This window comes from Erythrobacter sp. S57(2025) (genome assembly GCF_057365055.1).
Window position 1 is genome coordinate 555,096 of the sequence record NZ_CP200299.1, and the last position, 18,715, is coordinate 573,810.

Below are 18,715 nucleotides of genomic sequence, written 5' to 3' on the forward strand. Positions count from 1 at the left end.
GGGATCATTCTTTGCCGAGGTAACGCAGCGCAAAGATCGTTAAATCATCGGTAGGGTCGTTTTCCCCTTCGAACGTCGCAATTGTATTAGCCAGATCGCTTGCACGGGCCTGAGCAGGCACATCACCGCTTTCCTTCAATGCATTCACGACGCCTGATGTCCCTAGAAGCTCACCGGTATTGTTGATCGCCTCCGTAGCGCCGTCGGAGATTGCGACCAGAGTATCGCCATGCTTCAAGGCAAGAGACTCTTCCTTATAAGGGAAATCAACGACGCAAAGCGGCGGTCCGCCTGTCATCGCGATCATTTCCACTGAGCCATCCGCTCGCACGACCATTGGGTTCTCGTGACCCGCATTGATCAGTTGAACCGCACCGCTGGAACAGTCGATTGTGCCTGCCAACATGGTCAGCCCCATCTCCTCATCCGCTTCATCCATCAGGTCGAAGTTGAGCGCGGCAAATGCCTGCGCCAAACCATCGCCTGCGCGCGCCAGATTGCTTTTTGAAAGGGTCTTGGACAGCGCCATGAACAACGCAGCTGGAACGCCTTTCCCGGTCACATCGCCCACTAGGAATAGCAACAAATCCTCGTTGATCTTAACCGCGTCAAAGAAATCGCCTCCTACCGATTTTGCGGGGCGAAGCACGCGGCCTACCTCTACGCGGGCGTCGAGCCTTGCGAGCGTCTTTTCGCCCGGCACCATGCTCATCTGAATGCGCCGCGCAGCCTCTAACTCACCCTTTTGTGCAGAAGCTTGCACGCGCTCTTCTATAAGTTCGCCAGCAAGCCGAGTGCGCTCTCTACGGGCAAGAGCATAGCGCGCCAGTGTCAGCGCAATAGCTGCGCAAATCGCGACCAGAAGCGGGCGAACTGGGTCAAACAGCAGATTGGTTTGAGTGAAGGCGAGCCATGATAGAAGGGGAAGGGCGAGTGCAAAGCCAAATGCCGTGATGAGCAGCCACCGCCAAAGCGTCAAAGTTGCAAATGCGATCAGAATTAGGAGGGTTAAGGCGGCGCCGATCTCCGCAGCGATAACCCAAACGGGGCGGGTCAACCATTGACCTTCAAGGATGGCGTCAACCGCTTGTGCTTGCACGAAGACACCATAGACCTCGCTTTCGCGGGGCGTTGCGACAATATCATATGTGCCCGTCGCGCCGACGCCGACCAACACCACTTTGTCTGTAAAGGTCTCTGGTGCGGTGATGCCAGTGAGCACTTCCCACGCAGGAATGTCGGCAGCAGTGGGCAGATCGCCCATGCGAAACTGCATATTGCCCTGACTGTCGGTTGGCAGCACGGTATCGCCCAAGACAACGCTTTCACCATCCCATCTCGCGCCATCGGAACCAGTGGCAATCCGCGCAAGCTCGAGTGCAAAGCCGGGTGCTTGAACGTCGTCCAATTGCACTCCCAATGGCACCGCTCTGACAATGCCATCATCGTCCGTCGCGGCGTCCACCATGCCGTGCGATAGGGCGACAGCGTCGAGAGCGGGTATACTCGAGACGACATTGGGCGCAGCGCGAATATTGGCTGGAGGTGTCCCGGCAATCGTGTGTTCGAAAAACAGGTCGCCAGGTTTGGTCGTGCCGTATCCAATTCCAGCGCGCGCAAGGACGCTGGGGGTTTGACCGATGACCTGCGCGAACAGCGCATCCATTTGTGGAAGCGCCAGCACCTGTTCGCGGGTGGCGGCAGTCAGTTCTTCCTCGACATAAAGCGATGCAAAGGCCTCTGGCCGCAGCGGGTCGTCCTGTGTGAAGTAAACGTCAATCCCGATCGCTTTGGGATTGCCGCGTCCGATATCCTCGATCAGCCGGGCCATCACATATCGCGACCATGGCCAAGCACCCAGCTCGTCCATCCCTTCATCATCGATCAAGACGACCACAACATTGTCGGTAGATATTTCACGCGGGGACAGGCGCTGCCAGCTGTCAAACACGGCTCTCCGGCCAAAGTCAGCCACGATAAGACTGAGCAAAAGGCCAAGTACGCCGCCTGCGACAATGGCGCGCAAGATTACGGAGCGAGCGCGGTTGGCCCTGTCTTCCTCAGAGTTCGACACAAAGCCCGTCATATGAGCAAAGAACTTCCAATTCGCGGCCATTGCGCGTCAGTTCTTCATAGCGGATCGTCTCCGTGTGCATGCGCTGTATGTCGGCATCGCTATAAGTCGGCTCATGATGGAACAGCGCAAGCCGTTTGGCCCCTGCGCTGTGGCAGAGATCAACCGCAACAATATTTGAGGAATGTCCCCAATCCTCCTTCATCGAAACGCTATCGGCCAGCGAATACATCGTGTCCGCCACCACCAAATCAGCACCAGACAAAAACTCTACCATGGAGCTTTCTGCGTCCATTTTGTCTGCTTTGTACTCGGCATCGGTGGAGTAAATCGCGCTGCGCCCGGCTCTATCAGTGAAGCGATAGCCATAGCTTGCATGACTGTGCTCTTGCTGGATCAGCGATACCTTTAGCTCGCCAATTTCATATTCCCTGCCCGTTTCAAGCGTGCGAAATTCGATATCTGCTTTCAGCCAGTCAAAGGGCACAGGGAACGAGATTTCTTCCTGCTGACGGCGCAGCGCCTCTTCTGCATCTGAATGGCCTGCATGGATGACCACTTTCGCCCCTTCTACAAAGGCTGGCACGAAAAATGGAAAGCCCATAATGTGGTCCCAGTGCAGGTGTGACAGAAAGAAATGCCATTCCTTTGGCCGCGAGCCCTCTGATAGTCGCCTTAGCGTGTCGAGACCGTATTCGCGCAGGCCCGAGCCCATATCGCAGACGACAAAAGCGCCTTCGCCGACATCGACTTCGACACAGCTTGTTGCGCCGCCATAGGTCTGTCCTACTGCGAATTCGAGCTTATTGCGGGCAAAATCCAGCGCCGCGTCTTTGTCAGTAAAGCTCGTTCCATTCGCCTGGAGTAGGGCGTCCGCGACTTTGTCCGTGATGGTAGAGGCGTGCGGGGCAACCGGCAGCGAACCGCGTGTGCCCCAAAACCGGATCTGCATGTGTCCTCCCCCCACAGGATAACTTGAATTTTCTAGTGGCCGAGCGCTTCCTCAACCGTGTCAGTAACCCGGAATACCATATCGTAGCGGCTTATGGCGAGGATTTCGCGCATAATGTCATTGGGGTTGGCAAGGATGATCGTTGTTCCCGCCTCTTGCCCGGCGCGCTGGGCCAGCGTCAGAGCACGAAGGCCTCGCGAAGACATGTATTCGACGTTTGAAAGGTCGATGATCGCCGTGTCAGGTGCACTTGCCATCGCTTCTAGCAAATGTTCTTTGAAAGCGTCGGCGGTGGCTTCATCAACCCGTCCACTGGGCGCAAGCAAAGCCGCGCCGCCTTGCTCGCCATCATTCCAGTCCAGAACACTGCCTGTCATCAGCTTTGCATAGCGCGCATAGGGCTTCTTGCCAAATCCCATAAATATGGGGCTTGGAGTGCTTTCATAGGCACCCAATACCGGTGCGATCTTCACCAGATGTTGCACAGCTTGCTCCTGTTATTCGTGCGACCTTGCGCAATCTCAACCGCCAAAACGTGAAGAAATCGCTATTTTTGGGCCGATCATGGTTAACTCAATTGGGCCGGTTTGCGGGGGGTTGGGGCTATTGCTGGCTTGCGCAATGTGAGCTTTGCGGCTTTTGTGGCGTTGATCCGGGGGGACGTCATGAGCGACGATACAAGAGAAAAGAAAATGCGGAGCGGTGTAATTGCCCGTGGTTGGCGAAGCGTGCGCGAGGCGGGTACGCTCCAGTTGGTTGCAACCTGCCTACTGCTATTGATCGCTGTGTTTATTGCTCGTTTCAGTTGGACTTTGCCCGGCGATGATGAAGCGCCGACCCCGCTTACCAACGCCGCCGAGCTTGCGCTCTATGACATGCGTGCGTGGTTGGCAGCGGATCTGGTCGAGCAGGACGATCGAATTGTGCTCGTCGTTTATGATGATCAGGCGCTAATCAATCTGGAGAAGCGTTCGCCTTTGCCACGTGACGCCTTGGCAGAGGCACTACGCAATTTGGACGCAATGGGAGCAAAGGCCATCGGGATCGATATTTTGTTCGATCAGCCTCAAGCCGAAGACCTCGATCTGGTTGAGGCCTTGCGCGCCATGCAGACCCCAACTTCGGTGGCATATGCCAATGTCGCAACCAACGAAAACGACATAGGCTATGAGCAGCAATTGTTCCTTGAAGACTTTATGGCTGCGCTTGATGGTACGAATTCCAAGCCCGCCAGTATTCGATTAAGCGAAGAATACGGTGGGACGCGCGTTTGGCCATCAATTGAGGCGGATCTGCCACCGCTCCTTGGCCGATCCATGCTGGCCGATGCAGGCGGACCGTATGAGCGATTTGAAGGCTATGTGGGCGCAATCGAGTATCGCCGCGCGTTAAGAGCTGGGCAAAATTCGGGCGAAGATGCGGTAGAAGACCAGCGCGCTGATGTTGAAGAGCCGCTGTTCCAAACGCTTTCTATCGAGCTGTTCTTAGGCCTCGACCCTGCGGTTGCCGAATTCGTGGCGCCGCAGATCGAAGGGAAGTACGTCCTAATCGGCGGGGACATTATTGATTATGACCGCGTAGAAACGCCTTTCACCGCGTGGACCGGTTTTGAGCCTTCGGGACTGTCTGTGCATGGCGAAATCATCGCACAAATGCTCGATGGCAAAGCGATGCCCGCCATGCCCAATTGGGCCTTGTGGATGATGGCAGTGCTGGTCGTGGCGACAGCCGCTTTGACCGCGCTGCTTGAATGGCCTGCGCCAAAGCTCGTTCCCCTGCTTTTGGGACTAGCAGCACTGTTCCTAGGCATTCCGTTTGCATTGCATTTTCAGGAAGTGGACACCTATGGCCTGCCCGCTGTCGGTTGGCTGGTTGGTTGGATCATCGCCTTTACCGCGGTGACGGCCGCGGCTCGCTCTGCCGGCGCTGCGCAGCGGAGTTTCGCGCAAGGCGCGTTGGGCAAGTACATCCCGGCAGACATTGCTCAGCAGATCATTGATGAGCCGGAATTATTGTCGTTGGGTGGTGAGACACGCGAGCTCTATGTGCTGTTCAGCGACCTCGAAGGCTTCACCAAAATGAGCCACGCAATCCCGCCAGAAATGGTCGCCAAACTGCTCAATCGGTACCTCGAACTGCTGAGCAAAGTGGTGCTCGACCATGGCGGCGTTATCGACAAATATGTCGGTGATGCCGTCGTTGCGTTTTGGGGTGCACCTATCGCGCGCGCCGATGATGCGGAGCGTGCTACCAAAGCAGGTTATGCGATGTGGAAGGCGGGCGAGGATTTCCGCGAAGAGGTCGCAGCGCTGGACCCTGACCTTCCCAAGATCGGAAAGACCCGCGTCGGATTGCACTTTGGCGAAGCTGTGGTCGGCAATTTTGGCGGTGACACGCGCATCCAATACACCGCCCTTGGTGACAGTATGAACACCGCTGCAAGGCTGGAAGCGGCGAACAAGCCGCTCAAGTCATCCGTATCGGCCAGCCGAGAATTCATCGAAAAGTCCAAACCAGATTGGTGGGTACCAATGGGTCGAATCGTACTAAGGGGGAGGGCGCAACCCGTTGATATTTATCAACCTAAGCCTGATTTTCCAGACGAAGACCGCGCAAAACTTGTCCAAGCCGCTCAGCAAAATGACAGCAATCATGACGTAGCGATACAATTAGTCGACGAGGTTGCTGCTATGCATCCTGAAGACGAGGCGTTGCAAAACTACGCTGATCGAATGAGAAATTTGGATGATGGGGGAGCATATGTTCTCGGATAAATTGACAACACGTCTTGCGGGTCTGGTGCTTGCAGGGGCGGCCTTTGCAATTACACCCAGTGCGGCTTCTGCCGGCGTTGTGGTGAAGTCGACTGGCCCATCTGCGGGAACTTATCCTGTGGGACGCCAAGTGGCGGATAGCGCGACAATCACCTTGCGTTCAGGCGACAGGATCACAGTTCTGACAGATCGCGGCACACGCGTTATGCAGGGGCCAGGCACATTCCGTGTCGGCGAAGGGGCAACGCGTACCCGCCGCCGTTTCTCCGACCTTACGCAGCGCGGCAATTCGCGACGCGTCCGTACAGGGGCCGTGCGAGGCGAGGAGGGCGCAGACCTTGCTCCGCAAACCCCGCCAAAGATTTGGGACGTTGACGTGGCGGTACCTGGCACGATCTGTCTTAATGATCTGAGCAGCGTTCGGATGTGGCGTGCGGACCAAACAGCGGCGCAGACATTTACAATCACCGACCAATCCAGCCAGGCTTCGCTAGCCGTCCCATTCGTTGGAACAGAGCCGTTTCGATCGCTCGATCCCGATGGACTTTCGATTGCAAGCGGTGGTCAATACACGATCACCACGCCCGCAAGAGCTGACGCAGAGCCAAGTTCGGTTAGCGTAACCTTTGTCCTGCTGGACGGCGATTATCCGACGGAGGAGGCTCTTGCGCAGTCCTTCATCGAAAATGGCTGTATGGTGCAACTTGGCCGCCTGGCAGACGAGCTTGAGGCATCCGTCTCGCGCTGAGCCAATCGGAGCCTCACGCGGGAAACATGCGTCTGGGTGAGCGTTTAAACCGTAGCTGAGCCTATGGAAACGCAATCGCTTAAAGTTTGGTTCGATGGAGACTGTCCGCTGTGTCGGCGCGAGATTTCGCTTATGAAGCGGCTCGACCGGAACGGTGCAATTAACTTCGTCGACGTTTCGGGATCGGGCGATCCTGCCTGTCCAGTTGATCAAGCCCGCTTGCTCGAACGATTTCATGCTCAAGAGAATGGCGAGGTCGTATCAGGCGCTGCTGCCTTTGCGGCGATGTGGCGCGCCATCCCAATCATGCGGCCACTAGGCCTTCTGGCCCGCAATCGCGCTGTGCTTGATGTCTTAGAGCGGCTTTACATTGCATTTCTCAAAGTGCGGCCAGGCGTTCAAAGGCTGTTTCGCTAAAAAGCACTTGCCGCTTGCGGTCTCTTCGTCTCTGCTGGCGCCTGAGAGAAGAGAGGAAAGAAGACGCGCGATGAGCAATTTCGGCGGAATGCAGAACGAGATTTACAATGCCGGTCTGCAAGGCATTCTACCTGACTATCCGGTTGACTTTGCGACTCTTGAAAAACGCGCTCACGAAGCCCTTGGCCCGATGCTCACCAATTATGTTGCTGGTGGCTGCGGGGATGAGCACACGCAGGAGAGCAATGCGGGCGCATTTCACCATTGGGGCATGGTGCCGCGCATGATGGTCGATTGCGGTGAGCGAGACCTTTCAATTGATCTGTTTGGAATGAAATTGCCAACGCCGCTGTTCATGGCGCCGATCGGTTTGAATGGAGAGGCAACGCAGGACCGACACGGCGATATGGCTGCCGCCAAAGCGTCTGCGATGACAGGCGTTCCGTTTTGCGTTTCCACCCTTTCCAATGATCCGATGGAGGATGTGTTTAAGGAAGCGGGCGACACGCCAGCCTTCTTCCAGCTCTACACGCCGCGCAATCGTGAGCTGGCGCAAAGCTTGATTAAGCGGGCTGAGGCATCAGGGGCGAAGGCGATTGTGGTTACGCTCGACACATGGCTTACAGGCTGGCGGCCGCGCGATCTTAACGCGTCAAACTTTCCACAATTGCGCGGCAAGGTGATGCAGAACTACTTCTCCGATCCGGTCTTCCGCTCGATGCTGGACAAAACGCCAGAGGAAGACCCTAAAGCGGCGATCATGCTGTTTGCAGCGATCTTTGGGCAGGTCCTGACATGGGAAGATATGGAATGGTTCAAATCAGTGACCGATCTGCCGATTGTGCTGAAAGGGATTTGTCATCCTGATGATGCGCGAAAGGCCGTCGATCACGGGGCTGATGGTGTCTACTGCTCGAACCATGGCGGGCGTCAGGCCAATGGCGGCATCGCGACAATTGATTTGCTCGAAGACGTTGTGAAGGCATCGGGCGATGTGCCGGTTCTGTTTGACAGCGGTGTTCGCTCGGGCACTGATGCCGTCAAGGCTTTGGCTATGGGAGCGGCCGCTGTGGGTGTGGGCAGGCCGTATACATATGGATTGGCGATTGGCGCGGCAGAGGGCGCTGCATGGGTTTTGCGCTCAATCCTTGCTGAGGCCGACCTGTTGATGGCCGTGAATGGCTATCCGACGCTCGCAGATGTGCGTGAAGCGGGTGTGCGACGTATTTAACGGCAATCGCTACGCATTACTTGCTGCGCAGTCCTGTTGGATAGTTTCGTTTCGATATTCCTTAGTGCCACGCATGAGCACTAAGTTGTAAACTTTTGCCACTCGGTAAGTTTCGACTCTGTTTTCCACAGGCTCAGTGTTAGCTTCCCATAATAACAACGCGCGAATCGGGGACGCGATTAATGGAAAGACCGACGATTATCTCGTCAGGCCCAGATGCGATGGGTCGCACTGTGTGCTTTGGGAATGAAAGCTCGCGCCGTGCACGTTACGGCCGTATTCGTCCAATGCCTCGCAAGAGGTCGCTGTTCGGTCGTCTTGCGCGTTTGATCTCTAACGGCTGATTGAACTTCTCGTTTGGTCAATCACGGCGCCGATTTTGCTACCGTGACGAGCTTCGTTTGGGTGTAGCCTAGATACCCTTCCACACCGCTCTCTGAGCCAAACCCGCTATCACCTATCCCGCCAAAGGGGGTTTCGGGTGAGCCAACTGCAAAGTGGTTGATCGCAACCATGCCGGCATTCAACGAGCCCCCAAGATAATGGCTCTCATCAAGGCTTGCGGTGAAGGCGTAAGCAGCCAAACCATAGCGCAGCGAATTCGCGATCCGCACGGCGTCCTCAATATCGTCAAATGGGACAATGCCAGCCACGGGGCCAAACGGTTCGTCGGTCATTAGACGGCTTGAGGGCGAGGGGTTGGCAACCACGGTAGGCTGAAAGAAGTAACCTTTGGAACTGTCCACCACAGCGCCGCCGCTGACGATCTCGCCAGCTTCTCCGCCAAGCGCACCCATCAAATCTTGCATGGCTGCAACTCGGCCAGCATGCGCAAGTGGGCCCATTGTCACGCTGTCATCGCTGCTCGCATCGCCGATATTGAGGTCCTGTGAGCGTGAGGCGAATTCACTGACGAATTTGTCATAGATCCCTCGTGCAACAAGGAAGCGCGTTGGCGAGACGCAAACCTGCCCCGCATTGCGGAATTTAGTGCCAACGCAAGCAGCAATTGTGCGCTCAAAATCCGCGCTTTCGCCGATGACAACGGGCGCATGACCACCCAGCTCAGCGGTAAATCGTTTCAGGCCTTGCGCTGCGAGTGCACCCAATTGCTTGCCTACGGCTGTAGATCCGGTGAAGCTGACTTTGCGCGTGGCAGGAGCGGTGATGAGATGCTCTGAAATCATCGCTGGGTCACCATAGACGCAGTTGATTGCGCCTGCGGGCACACCTGCATCAACAAAGCATTCTACCAGCATTTGCGCTGATACCGGCGTTGTTTCTGCAGGTTTGATAATACACGGGCAACCCGCCGCCAGTGCGCCGGCAAGCTTTTTCGCGGGCAGATTGATCGGAAAGTTCCATGGGGTGAAAAGCATGGCCGGGCCAATCGGCTCCTGTGTCACCCGTTGTTCAAGCAGGTTCGCGCTGCGCACTGGGACCAATCGGCCACCTTGACGCTTGGCTTCCTCCGCCAAGAAGTCGATCAGATCAGCCGCGCCGACCGTTTCGCCCAAGGCCTGTGCATGGGGTTTGCCTTCTTCCAGTGTTACAATGCGGGCGATGTCTTCTGCTCTGTCGCGCAGCAATTGCGCAGCGCCCGAGAGGATTTTGTGACGTGTCGCCCCCGGTGTTGCGGCCCATTTGGGAAAAGCTTCGTCAGCAGCAGCCAAAGCTGCGTCGAGCTGTTCTTTCGAGGCTTTGGGACATTGGCCCAACACCGCCTCTGTCGCAGGGTTGATGACCGGCATTGTGCCATCGCCGCCATCGCTCACCCAATCGCCGCCGATCAGCATTTTCACTGTGGGATAAGTGGTCATGAGCGCTCTCCTCGCTTGGAATGGTGTGTTGGATACTCCCTCACAAAGCCATTGAGGGATTGCAACACTATTTGTTGCAATTGAAACTTTCTTTCGCATCGCGTAATTAGATGTCTCCCTCATTCCTCAGGAGAGAATCATGCTCGTCGGCGTTCCCAAGGAAATCAAGAACCACGAATATCGCGTCGGTCTGACGCCAGAGGCTGCGCGCGAATATGTCGCTGCGGGCCATTCGGTTATCGTTGAAACCGGTGCTGGGCTTGGCATCAGTAAGACCGATGCGGACTATCAGAGCATCGGCGCAGAGATCGTCGATACCGCTGAGGAAGTCTTCGCGCGTGCCGATATGGTGGTGAAGGTCAAGGAACCACAGCCCGGCGAATGGGTGCAATTGCGCGAAGGGCAGATCCTGTTCACCTATCTCCACCTTGCGCCAGACCCTGAGCAAGCGCGCGGCCTGATGGAAAGCGGCGTGTCTGCTGTTGCTTATGAGACTGTGACAGCGCCCGATGGATCGCTCCCATTGCTTGCCCCAATGAGCGAGGTCGCAGGTCGCCTTTCTATCGAGGCGAGCGCGCATTCCAGCCATAAAGTGCATGGCGGACGCGGCATCCTGATGGGCGGCGTTCCCGGAGTGCTCCCCGCAAAGGTGGTTGTGATCGGCGGCGGCGTTGTCGGCACGCAAGCGGCGCGCATGGCTGTGGGGCTGGGCGCTAATGTTGAAATACTCGACCGCTCGCTTCCTCGTATTCGCGAACTAGACGATATGTTCCAAGGGCGAGCAACAACCCGCTATTCCAATGCAGGTACGATCGAACACGCCATTACCGAGGCTGATGTTGTGATCGGTGCCGTGCTGATCCCGGGTGCGAGCGCGCCAAAACTGATCAGCCGCGATATGCTTAGCCTGATGAAGCACCGCGCTGTGTTGGTTGATGTGGCGATTGATCAGGGCGGGTGCTTTGAGACGTCCAAGCCGACCACCCATGCAGAGCCGACCTATCTGGTCGACGACATCATCCATTACTGCGTTGCCAACATGCCCGGCGCTGTGCCGCATACGTCGAGCTATGCGTTGAACAATGCAACTCTGCCGTTTGGATTGGCATTAGCGAATAAGGGTATTGCGGCGTGTGAGGCTGATCCGCACCTCAAACTTGGCCTCAATGTGCACAAAGGCAAGATTGTGAATTCTGCAGTATCGGAGAGCCTTGGCTTCTGATTGTTGCACGCAATCGAACACTTGATGTGTGTGTTTCGCGGGTATTCTTGGGTGTGAATCGCTACATGCATTGCGACACCAAAAGGCCCTGAGAAATGCAGCATATTGATACTCAACCGCTTGTTCGTCAGGTCAATTATGACGCCGATCTGACCGCTCATGTCCCACCTCAAGGGATGAGCGACCGTATCGCGTTTTCTTTCGTCAAGCTGCTGCGTTTCTTTGCCGATGCGTTCTTTGCCAGGCGTTATGGCCACCGCGCTGTGGTGCTGGAAACTGTGGCTGCCGTGCCCGGCATGGTCGGCGGTCTTTGGCAGCATCTGCGTGCGCTTCGCCGGATGCGCGATGATGATGGCTGGATCCGCGTGCTGCTCGATGAGGCAGAGAATGAGCGGATGCACCTCATGACCTTTATCGAGATCGCGCAGCCCAATTGGTTCGAGCGTGCTTTGATCATTACCGTCCAGTTGATCTTCTACAATTTCTACTTCTGGCTCTACCTATTCGCGCCCCGCACCGCGCACCGCGTGGTCGGCTATTTCGAAGAGGAAGCCGTCATTAGCTACACTGGCTATTTGGACGAAGTGGACGCCGGTCGTCACCCCAATGTGCCTGCACCGCAGATCGCGATCGACTATTGGCAGCTTCCAACAAACTCCACTTTACGCGATGTTATCATAGCCGTGCGCGCTGATGAGGCCGAGCACCGCGACGTGAACCATGGCTTTGTCGATGCACTTGACGAGCGCCGCACTGGAGAGCGGGAACGCAGGCGCAAGCTCGACGGCGCGTGAGAGCTTGACGTGGCGTTGGCACCGAGCCCAAACTCGTGGGCATGACGCGCTCAAACTCTCCCACTAAGATCACCCTTTCTGACAAGTTCGCCACGTTCTCAGACCACTGGGCACCGCGTTTAGCCGCACGATACAATGGTAATGAGGTTCGCCTTGCCAAGGTGGAGGGCGAATTTCACTGGCACAGCCACCCTGATACAGACGAGCTGTTTCTGGTCGTCGAAGGCACGCTCGACATGGAGTTTCGCGACCGTACTGAGCATATGCATGAAGGCGATATGATCGTTGTACCCAGAGGTACTGAGCACCGCCCCTGCGCACGATTAGGCGAAGTGAAGCTGTTGATCATGGACGCAGAAGGCACGCCCAATACAGGGGACACTGACACGGCTTTCACGCCAATTGAGGTTTGACAGTTTGAAAGAGCAGCAACGTTGGTATCGCCGCGCTCGACTGTAGGAAAGCGGTTTTAGACCTGCACGACGCTCTGCTCGATACTGCCGAAGATCGAGTGGTTGTCAGCGTCGCGCATCTCGATCTTCACCGTATCACCAGGCGCCATGAAGCGTGTCTTTGCCTCGCCATCGCGGATCGTTTCTATCATGCGGATCTCGGCAATGCATGAGTAGCCTAAGCCGCCATCGGCCACGGGTTTGCCCGGGCCGCCATCTTCGCCTTTGTTACTGATTGTGCCTGAACCGATGATCGCGCCTGATCCCAGCGTGCGGGTCTTGGCTGCATGAGCGACCAACTGCGCCATGTTGAAGGTTGCGTCCACGCCTACGTTTGCGCGGCCAAACGGCTCGCCATTGTAGTCGACCATTAGCGGCAAGTGGACGAGACTGTCGGCCCAAGCATCGCCCAACTCGTCTGGCGTTACGCATACGGGAGAGAACGCGCTGGAGGGTTTGGACTGGAAGAAGCCAAACCCTTTGGCGAGTTCACCCGGGATCAGTCCGCGAAGGCTCACATCGTTGACCAGCATGATCAGCTTGATGTGACCCGCCGCGTCCTCAGTGCTCACGCCCATAGGCACATCATCGGTGATGACAGCGACTTCGCCTTCCATGTCGCAGCCCCATGCCGTGTCGCCCAAAGGGATGTCGGCGCGTGGGGGGAGGAACGTGTCAGATCCACCTTGGTACATCAGCGGATCGGAGTAGAAGCTCTCTGGCACGGTTGCGCCGCGCGCTTGCCGGACCAGCTCAACGTGGTTGATGTATGCTGAGCCGTCTGCCCATTGATAGGCGCGCGGCAAGGGCGAGTGCGCTTGGCGTTCGTGGAAGCGCTCGCATGGTACCGCCTCATGCTCAACATCGCGGGCCAGCACCTCAAGCTCAGGCGCGATGCGTTCCCAATCGTCCAGCGCAGCTTGCAGTGTTGGCGCGATGTAGCCTGCCGCGCAGCAGCGTGTGAGGTCCTTTGACACGACGACCAGCTTACCGTCGCGGGTGCCGTCATTGAGGGTGGCTAGCTTCATGTCTTACTCTTTTCAGGATTGTCGGGTTGGTTGTCAGGATGCGCGCGCTGGAAGGCGGGCAGGGCAAGGCAGGCCGCCTCTATCCGGGTGATGCGCGGATGCAGTGTCAGATCGTAGTGGAACCGGCGCGCGTTGTAGACTTGCGGGATCAGTATCGTTTCAAACATGCCGGGCGTATCGAACAGGAAGCTGCCGGTACCCAACTGCTTCAACCGTTTCTCAACCGGGTCGAGCGTGCGTTTGAGCCAGTGGCGATACCAGTGGTCGATCACACGTTGCGAGTGGCCCAATGGCTCCTTCAGGTACTTGAGCACCGGCAGGTTGAGCGGGGCGTGCAGTTCGGTCGCGATGGCATAGGTCAGTTCGCGCGCGGTGTAGCGATCCTCTATGTCCGCAGGCAGCAACGGCGCTTCGGGATAGGCTTCATCCAGCCATTCGATCATCGCCATGGACTGAGCCCGGTCGCGGCCGTCAGCTTCAAGCATGGGCACGCTGGCGAACGGGTTGCGGCTGGTGAAGGCTGCGTCCTTCTGCGCAGCTTCGAGCAGGTTCACCGGGTCCTGCTCGTAAACGATCCCTTTCAGCTCAAGCGCGATGCGCAGGCGATAGCTGGTCGAGCTGCGGTAGTAGCCATGTAGTCTCATCAAGGCCTCTCCAACCCGAGACATGGACCGCATGTTACACGGTCCTGGGGTAAAAAATTTCGCTGCCCAAATTCCACAAAAGCACCTGTTTTCTTTGAAAAAATCGTGTCTTTTGCAGTCATCGGGTTCTTATAGTTTTCGGCCGCCCTGTAGGAAAGCGGTTCTAGTCTCTTCCGTGCCCCTTATCCGAACGCCGCAATGCCTGTCACGGCGCGGCCCAAGATCAGTGCGTGAACGTCTGCGGTGCCTTCATAAGTGTTCACCGTTTCAAGGTTCACCGCGTGGCGGATCACCTGATATTCCTCGCTGATGCCATTGCCGCCATGCATGTCGCGGGACTCGCGCGCGATCTCCAAAGCTTTGCCGACATTGTTGCGTTTCACGATCGAAATCATGTCGGGTGAAAATCGCCCTTCATCCATCAAACGGCCCACACGGAGCGAGGCTTGCAAGCCCAGCGCAATGTCTGTGAGCATGTCGGCGAGCTTCTTTTGATAAAGCTGGTTTGCGGCCAATGGCTGGCCAAACTGCTTGCGATCTAGTCCGTATTGGCGTGCAGCATGCATGCAAAATTCCGCCGCTCCCAAAGCGCCCCAGCTGATGCCGTAACGCGCGCGATTGAGACAGCCAAACGGGCCTTTCAAACCTTGAACATTGGGCAGCAGAGCGTCGGCTGGCAGCTTCACTTCATCCATCATGATCATGCCGGTAGTGGATGCGCGAAGTGAAATCTTGCCTTCGATCTTGGGCGCGGAAAGGCCCTCCATCCCCTTTTCAAGGATAAAGCCGCGAATGCCGCCGCCATGCTCTTCTGACTTAGCCCAAACCACAAAAACATCAGCGAAAGGCGAGTTGGAAATCCACGTTTTGCTGCCTGAGATGACATATCCGTCACCGTCTTTTTTGGCATAGGTCTTCATGCCCGCAGGGTCTGATCCCGCATCAGGTTCTGTCAGGCCAAAGCAGCCGATCAGTTCCCCGCTCGCAAGGCCGGGCAGGTATTTCTGCCGCTGCTCTTCTGAACCATAGGCATAGATCGGATGCATCACGAGGCTGGATTGCACGCTGGCCATTGAACGATAACCGCTATCGACACGCTCAATCTCGCGCGCGATCAAGCCGTATGAGACGTAAGAGGCATCGGCCCCGCCATATTCTTCAGGGATTGTCGCACCCAGCAGACCTGCCTGTCCCATAAGCGGGAACAGTTCTGGCGCGCTCACCTCGTTGCGGAACGCTTCGATCACGCGCGGTTGCAGTTCGCTTTGTGCAAAGCCGTGTGCGGCTTCGCGGATCATGCGTTCGTCTTCGGTCAGTTGGCCATCGAGATCGAACGGGTCTTCCCAATTAAACGGGACAAGACCGGCTGATGCGAGGGCGGGGCTGGCGGGGGCGTGCACTTAGTTGCTCCTGAAACTTGTTTAGCCTTTAGCTTTCGCAGGCTTCGCCTTTTCCCGCAAGGTCAATTGCTGGTTTTCGGGCGTCTCAGGAGAGGTACGAAGAGCGGCGTTAGTCAGCCGCAGCCATGCATTCTTCAAGCACCGTATTCACGGCCTTGATCATCTCGGCTGGTGGGCACGGTTTTTGTAGCGTCACAGCCTCGGGAAAGTGCTCGGCGACTTCTTCATGGCTATGTTGCCCCGAATGGAAAATCAGCGGAACATGTTCATCGGCTAGCTTGCGTGCGAGCGGAAACACATTGCCATCGTTTAGACTGATGTCGAGGATCGCCAGATCGGGTTTCTCCTTTTGAAAAGCCAACATGGCCGAGGAGATACCCGAATGTGGACCTTCGACTTCAAAGCCCGCCTCTTCGACCGTTTCGCACAGGTCGAAAGCGATGATCATTTCGTCTTCGGCAACCAGGATTTTGTGGCTCATAATACCCCCAAACTAAATTCGTATTATGATCCCACAACTCCTCTAACACAGGTCTGGCAGTATTGTTCCAACAATCTCATCCGTTACGACCGAATTTTTCATCGAAACCGGAATTGTCACCTGATGTGAGAAGTTTGGCCTGTTCGACCCACTGATCGCGAGTGATACGGCCTGCAAATCTGCCAAGGGTCGCATCGACCCTCTCGACGTCAGCATCTGTCCATGCCGCGATCTGCTCAAACCGGGTGATGCCTTGCTCGGCAAGGATCGTCACAAGCTTTGGACCAAGCCCTTTGATCTGGCGCAGATCGTCAGCTTCGGTTGACGGGGTAGGAGCTGGTTCGGGTGCAGCTTTTGCCAGTTCAGGCGGCGCTGCTTTTGTGGGCGTAATGCTCGGGCCTGCTTCAGCATCGGCGGTCGCTCCTGCAGCAGCCACCAGATCAGAGGTCGCATTGGCAGATGTTTGCCCCAGATTTTGCGCAACGCCGACAGGTGCATCAATCAACGCCTGATTGCGAGCGGCAGGCGCAGCGCCTTCATCCAGCACATCCTTGCCAGAATTCTCATCACGGATGACTGTCGCCTTGCGATTGGCGCGCAGGAACAGCCAGATCAGCAGGGCCAGAACCACAAGGCCGATGCCGACCAGAACGGCGAGTTGAGTTTGCTCAGGTGTCATTGTGTGAAGTCCATCAAAAGAAAAGCGCGCCCGGCCTTTAGCAGGCGGGCGCGTTTAATCTCAATCGGGTTTGTGGATGACCGGTTTAGCCGCCGCCACGTGAAGCAGGTTGCAGGCTGCCAGCGAGCGAATTGAGCTCAAGAAACTCCTGCCGCCAGAAATTGCTCTGACGCCCGGCAAGCTCGCTCACATCTTCGTGGGTGTAGCCCATCATCAGCTCATCACCGCGCAGCAGTTGACCATAGGCGGCCACCGATGCGGCAAAGGCGAAGTCACCGCGGGGCGCGCGTGCTGCCATCAGGTCATCGCTCATCACAACCGTGTCGATCAGGCGCGATGTGTCACCATCGGGCAGCTTGAAACGCAGCTTCACGTGAGCGGCTTCTGCAGCGCGGCGCATAGCTTCACCCGAAGGCTGGTCTTCATAGCGGCGCGGCGCGATCCAGCCTTGGGTGCCAGCGGGCACAACTTCGTAGATTGCGGTCACTTGGTGGCCCGCACCGATGTCGCCTGCATCCACCGCATCATTGTCGAAGTCTTCTTCGCGAAGGGCGCGATTTTCATAGCCGACTAGGCGGTATTGACTGATCACAGCCGGGTTGAACTCTACCTGGATCTTTACGTCTTTGGCGATGGTGAAGAGGGTGGAGCCCATTTCATCAACCAGCACCTTTTTCGCTTCCAGAGCGCTGTCGATATAGGCGTAATTGCCGTTACCGTGATTGGCGATCTGCTCCATCAGGGCTTCGTTGTAATTGCCCTGACCAAAGCCGAGCGTGGTGAGCGTGATGCCGCGATCGCGGTTCTTCTCAATGATATCGACCAGCGCATCACGGTCCGAAATGCCGACGTTGAAGTCACCATCGGTGGCAAGGATCACGCGGTTCACGCCGCCTTCGATGAAGTTGTCCTCGGCAATGTTATAGGCCAGCGCGATGCCAGCGCCGCCTGCAGTCGAACCACCTGCGCGAAGCTCATCCAGCGCGCGGCGGATGGCCCGGGTGTCGTTGGTGGGTTCAAGCACAAGGCCAGCAGCGCCTGCATAAACGACGATGGAGACCTTGTCGTTTTCACCAAGCTCCCCGGCAAGCCCAGACAAAGCGGTCTTGACCAGCGGAAGCTTGTCATGGCGGTTCATTGAACCCGACACATCCATCAGGAATACAAGGTTCGCCGAAGGGCGTTCTTCACGCTCAATATCGTATCCGCGAAGGCCAATACGCATCAGATACGTGTTGTCGTTCCACGGCGTTTTGGCGACATCGGTGTTGACGCTGAAAGGCACATCGCGGCTGCGCGGCGCGTCATAATCATAGCGGAAATAGTTGATCAGCTCCTCGGTCCGCACAGCGGCGGAGGGAGGCAATTGCCCCTGGCTGAGGAACCGGCGGGTGTTCGAATACGCACCTGTATCAACGTCCACACTGAACGTGCTGACCGGCTCTGCGCTGGCAAGTTTGACCGGTGAGACTTCCTCACCATCATATTGCTCACGCCCCGGATCGGTTGGGACTACGACTGGCGGCACGATGTATCCGGGTGGTGGCGGGGTGCCGCGAACAGCACCTGTGCGGCTGCGGACCAGAGAACTGGAGGCATCTGCCGCCACCGCGCCGGACGCCACCGACTCGTTCGACACGACAACCACCGGAGCAGGCGACTGCATATTGCTTGGCTGCTGCACTCGTGTTCCCGTGACGACAATGCTCTCACCAGCTTCAGCGGGTGGCGGAGGCGGCGGCGGAGGAGGAGGTGGTGGAGGAGGCGGCGGCGGCGCCTCGCTTGTCGTACCCGGAGCATTACCGGTGCTTGCAACCTTGCTCGCCTGATCAGCGCACCCTGCAATCACCAGAGTGAGGGCGATGACGCCAGTGAGTTTCAATCCACCACGTTGAACACGCATTTGAAGTCCCCTTTATTGACCCATCCCAAGGGTCTGCCCCGCGCCGTTAATCGCGACTGAACGCGCGTGTAAGGTCACTGAAATGTCGTTTGGAAA

The 18,715-nt window shown here is 56.9% G+C and carries 17 protein-coding genes; 7 read left to right on the forward strand and 10 right to left on the reverse strand.

Annotated elements, in window-relative coordinates; all coding sequences use genetic code 11:
• Positions 1-4: 4 nt before the first annotated feature.
• The 3 genes from AC0V6N_RS02580 to AC0V6N_RS02590 are packed head-to-tail and all read right to left on the reverse strand — an operon-like array spanning position 5 to position 3,511.
• Positions 5-2,116, reverse strand: coding sequence for a CHASE2 domain-containing protein (locus AC0V6N_RS02580; protein WP_486170030.1), 2,112 nt, complete (start codon positions 2,114-2,116; stop codon positions 5-7).
• A complete protein-coding gene (locus AC0V6N_RS02585) occupies positions 2,061-3,026 on the reverse strand; it encodes an MBL fold metallo-hydrolase (RefSeq protein ID WP_486170031.1) in 966 nt (321 codons plus the stop codon). The genes AC0V6N_RS02580 and AC0V6N_RS02585 overlap by 56 nt, the downstream gene beginning before the upstream one ends.
• Before the next feature lie 32 nt (positions 3,027-3,058).
• Positions 3,059-3,511, reverse strand: coding sequence for an STAS domain-containing protein (locus AC0V6N_RS02590; RefSeq protein ID WP_486170032.1), 453 nt, complete (start codon positions 3,509-3,511; stop codon positions 3,059-3,061).
• Positions 3,512-3,691: 180 nt separating this feature from the next.
• On the opposite strand from AC0V6N_RS02590, the gene AC0V6N_RS02595 reads away from it, so the two are divergent.
• The 4 genes from AC0V6N_RS02595 (at position 3,692) to AC0V6N_RS02610 (ending at position 8,196) form a co-directional block, all read left to right on the forward strand.
• Entirely contained in the window at positions 3,692-5,800 is a 2,109-nt protein-coding gene (locus tag AC0V6N_RS02595; protein WP_486170033.1) for a CHASE2 domain-containing protein, read from the forward strand.
• The gene (locus tag AC0V6N_RS02600; protein WP_486170034.1) at positions 5,787-6,548 is read left to right on the forward strand and encodes a hypothetical protein; all 762 of its coding nucleotides are present in this window, start codon (positions 5,787-5,789) and stop codon (positions 6,546-6,548) included. Before AC0V6N_RS02595 ends, AC0V6N_RS02600 begins: the two co-directional genes overlap by 14 nt.
• Before the next feature lie 63 nt (positions 6,549-6,611).
• Positions 6,612-6,965 (forward strand): thiol-disulfide oxidoreductase DCC family protein, encoded by a 354-nt coding sequence (locus tag AC0V6N_RS02605; RefSeq protein ID WP_486170035.1) that lies wholly within the window; start codon positions 6,612-6,614, stop codon positions 6,963-6,965.
• 70 nt (positions 6,966-7,035) lie between these two features.
• A complete protein-coding gene (locus AC0V6N_RS02610; protein WP_486170036.1) occupies positions 7,036-8,196 on the forward strand; it encodes an alpha-hydroxy-acid oxidizing protein in 1,161 nt (386 codons plus the stop codon).
• Positions 8,197-8,561: 365 nt separating this feature from the next.
• Here the strand turns inward: AC0V6N_RS02610 and AC0V6N_RS02615 are convergent, their stop codons facing one another.
• Positions 8,562-10,016 (reverse strand): NAD-dependent succinate-semialdehyde dehydrogenase, encoded by a 1,455-nt coding sequence (locus AC0V6N_RS02615; RefSeq protein WP_486170037.1) that lies wholly within the window; start codon positions 10,014-10,016, stop codon positions 8,562-8,564.
• Between the two features lie 139 nt (positions 10,017-10,155).
• Here AC0V6N_RS02615 and ald point away from each other — a divergent pair, with 139 nt between their 5' ends.
• The 3 genes from ald (at position 10,156) to AC0V6N_RS02630 (ending at position 12,445) form a co-directional block, all read left to right on the forward strand.
• Positions 10,156-11,238: an alanine dehydrogenase gene (ald, locus tag AC0V6N_RS02620; protein WP_486170038.1), complete on the forward strand. Its 1,083-nt coding sequence runs from the start codon at positions 10,156-10,158 to the stop codon at positions 11,236-11,238.
• A gap of 95 nt (positions 11,239-11,333) precedes the next feature.
• Entirely contained in the window at positions 11,334-12,032 is a 699-nt protein-coding gene (locus tag AC0V6N_RS02625; RefSeq protein WP_486170039.1) for an alternative oxidase, read from the forward strand.
• A 41-nt stretch (positions 12,033-12,073) separates the two neighbouring features.
• Positions 12,074-12,445, forward strand: a complete 372-nt coding sequence (locus AC0V6N_RS02630; RefSeq protein WP_486170040.1) for a cupin domain-containing protein — start codon at positions 12,074-12,076, stop codon at positions 12,443-12,445.
• A gap of 56 nt (positions 12,446-12,501) precedes the next feature.
• On the opposite strand, the gene AC0V6N_RS02635 is transcribed toward AC0V6N_RS02630, so the two are convergent.
• The 6 genes from AC0V6N_RS02635 to AC0V6N_RS02660 form a co-directional block, all read right to left on the reverse strand.
• Positions 12,502-13,512 (reverse strand): fumarylacetoacetate hydrolase family protein, encoded by a 1,011-nt coding sequence (locus tag AC0V6N_RS02635; RefSeq protein ID WP_486170041.1) that lies wholly within the window; start codon positions 13,510-13,512, stop codon positions 12,502-12,504.
• Entirely contained in the window at positions 13,509-14,156 is a 648-nt protein-coding gene (maiA, locus tag AC0V6N_RS02640; RefSeq protein ID WP_486170042.1) for a maleylacetoacetate isomerase, read from the reverse strand. Before maiA ends, AC0V6N_RS02635 begins: the two co-directional genes overlap by 4 nt.
• Positions 14,157-14,338: 182 nt before the next feature.
• On the reverse strand, positions 14,339-15,556 hold the full coding sequence (locus tag AC0V6N_RS02645; protein WP_486170043.1) for an acyl-CoA dehydrogenase: 1,218 nt from the start codon (positions 15,554-15,556) through the stop codon (positions 14,339-14,341).
• Positions 15,557-15,665: 109 nt separating this feature from the next.
• Positions 15,666-16,037, reverse strand: a complete 372-nt coding sequence (locus AC0V6N_RS02650) for a response regulator (protein WP_486170044.1) — start codon at positions 16,035-16,037, stop codon at positions 15,666-15,668.
• Positions 16,038-16,113: 76 nt separating this feature from the next.
• Positions 16,114-16,716 (reverse strand): hypothetical protein, encoded by a 603-nt coding sequence (locus AC0V6N_RS02655; protein WP_486170045.1) that lies wholly within the window; start codon positions 16,714-16,716, stop codon positions 16,114-16,116.
• Between the two features lie 85 nt (positions 16,717-16,801).
• The gene (locus AC0V6N_RS02660) at positions 16,802-18,619 is read right to left on the reverse strand and encodes a vWA domain-containing protein (RefSeq protein ID WP_486170046.1); all 1,818 of its coding nucleotides are present in this window, start codon (positions 18,617-18,619) and stop codon (positions 16,802-16,804) included.
• Between the last annotated feature and the right edge of the window lie 96 nt (positions 18,620-18,715).

What these genes read in the sequence shown, in the direction of transcription:
- AC0V6N_RS02630 (WP_486170040.1), top strand. Translation starts at nt 12,074, where the DNA reads ATGACGCGCTCAAACTCTCCCACTAAGATCACCCTTTCTGACAAGTTC.
- AC0V6N_RS02610 (WP_486170036.1), top strand. Translation starts at nt 7,036, where the DNA reads ATGAGCAATTTCGGCGGAATGCAGAACGAGATTTACAATGCCGGTCTG.
- AC0V6N_RS02615 (WP_486170037.1), bottom strand. Translation starts at nt 10,016, where the DNA reads ATGACCACTTATCCCACAGTGAAAATGCTGATCGGCGGCGATTGGGTG.
- AC0V6N_RS02585 (WP_486170031.1), bottom strand. Translation starts at nt 3,026, where the DNA reads ATGCAGATCCGGTTTTGGGGCACACGCGGTTCGCTGCCGGTTGCCCCG.
- AC0V6N_RS02660 (WP_486170046.1), bottom strand. Translation starts at nt 18,619, where the DNA reads ATGCGTGTTCAACGTGGTGGATTGAAACTCACTGGCGTCATCGCCCTC.
- AC0V6N_RS02580 (WP_486170030.1), bottom strand. Translation starts at nt 2,116, where the DNA reads ATGGCCGCGAATTGGAAGTTCTTTGCTCATATGACGGGCTTTGTGTCG.
- ald (WP_486170038.1), top strand. Translation starts at nt 10,156, where the DNA reads ATGCTCGTCGGCGTTCCCAAGGAAATCAAGAACCACGAATATCGCGTC.
- AC0V6N_RS02595 (WP_486170033.1), top strand. Translation starts at nt 3,692, where the DNA reads ATGAGCGACGATACAAGAGAAAAGAAAATGCGGAGCGGTGTAATTGCC.
- AC0V6N_RS02635 (WP_486170041.1), bottom strand. Translation starts at nt 13,512, where the DNA reads ATGAAGCTAGCCACCCTCAATGACGGCACCCGCGACGGTAAGCTGGTC.
- AC0V6N_RS02655 (WP_486170045.1), bottom strand. Translation starts at nt 16,716, where the DNA reads ATGACACCTGAGCAAACTCAACTCGCCGTTCTGGTCGGCATCGGCCTT.
- AC0V6N_RS02625 (WP_486170039.1), top strand. Translation starts at nt 11,334, where the DNA reads ATGCAGCATATTGATACTCAACCGCTTGTTCGTCAGGTCAATTATGAC.
- AC0V6N_RS02600 (WP_486170034.1), top strand. Translation starts at nt 5,787, where the DNA reads ATGTTCTCGGATAAATTGACAACACGTCTTGCGGGTCTGGTGCTTGCA.
- AC0V6N_RS02605 (WP_486170035.1), top strand. Translation starts at nt 6,612, where the DNA reads ATGGAAACGCAATCGCTTAAAGTTTGGTTCGATGGAGACTGTCCGCTG.
- maiA (WP_486170042.1), bottom strand. Translation starts at nt 14,156, where the DNA reads ATGAGACTACATGGCTACTACCGCAGCTCGACCAGCTATCGCCTGCGC.
- AC0V6N_RS02650 (WP_486170044.1), bottom strand. Translation starts at nt 16,037, where the DNA reads ATGAGCCACAAAATCCTGGTTGCCGAAGACGAAATGATCATCGCTTTC.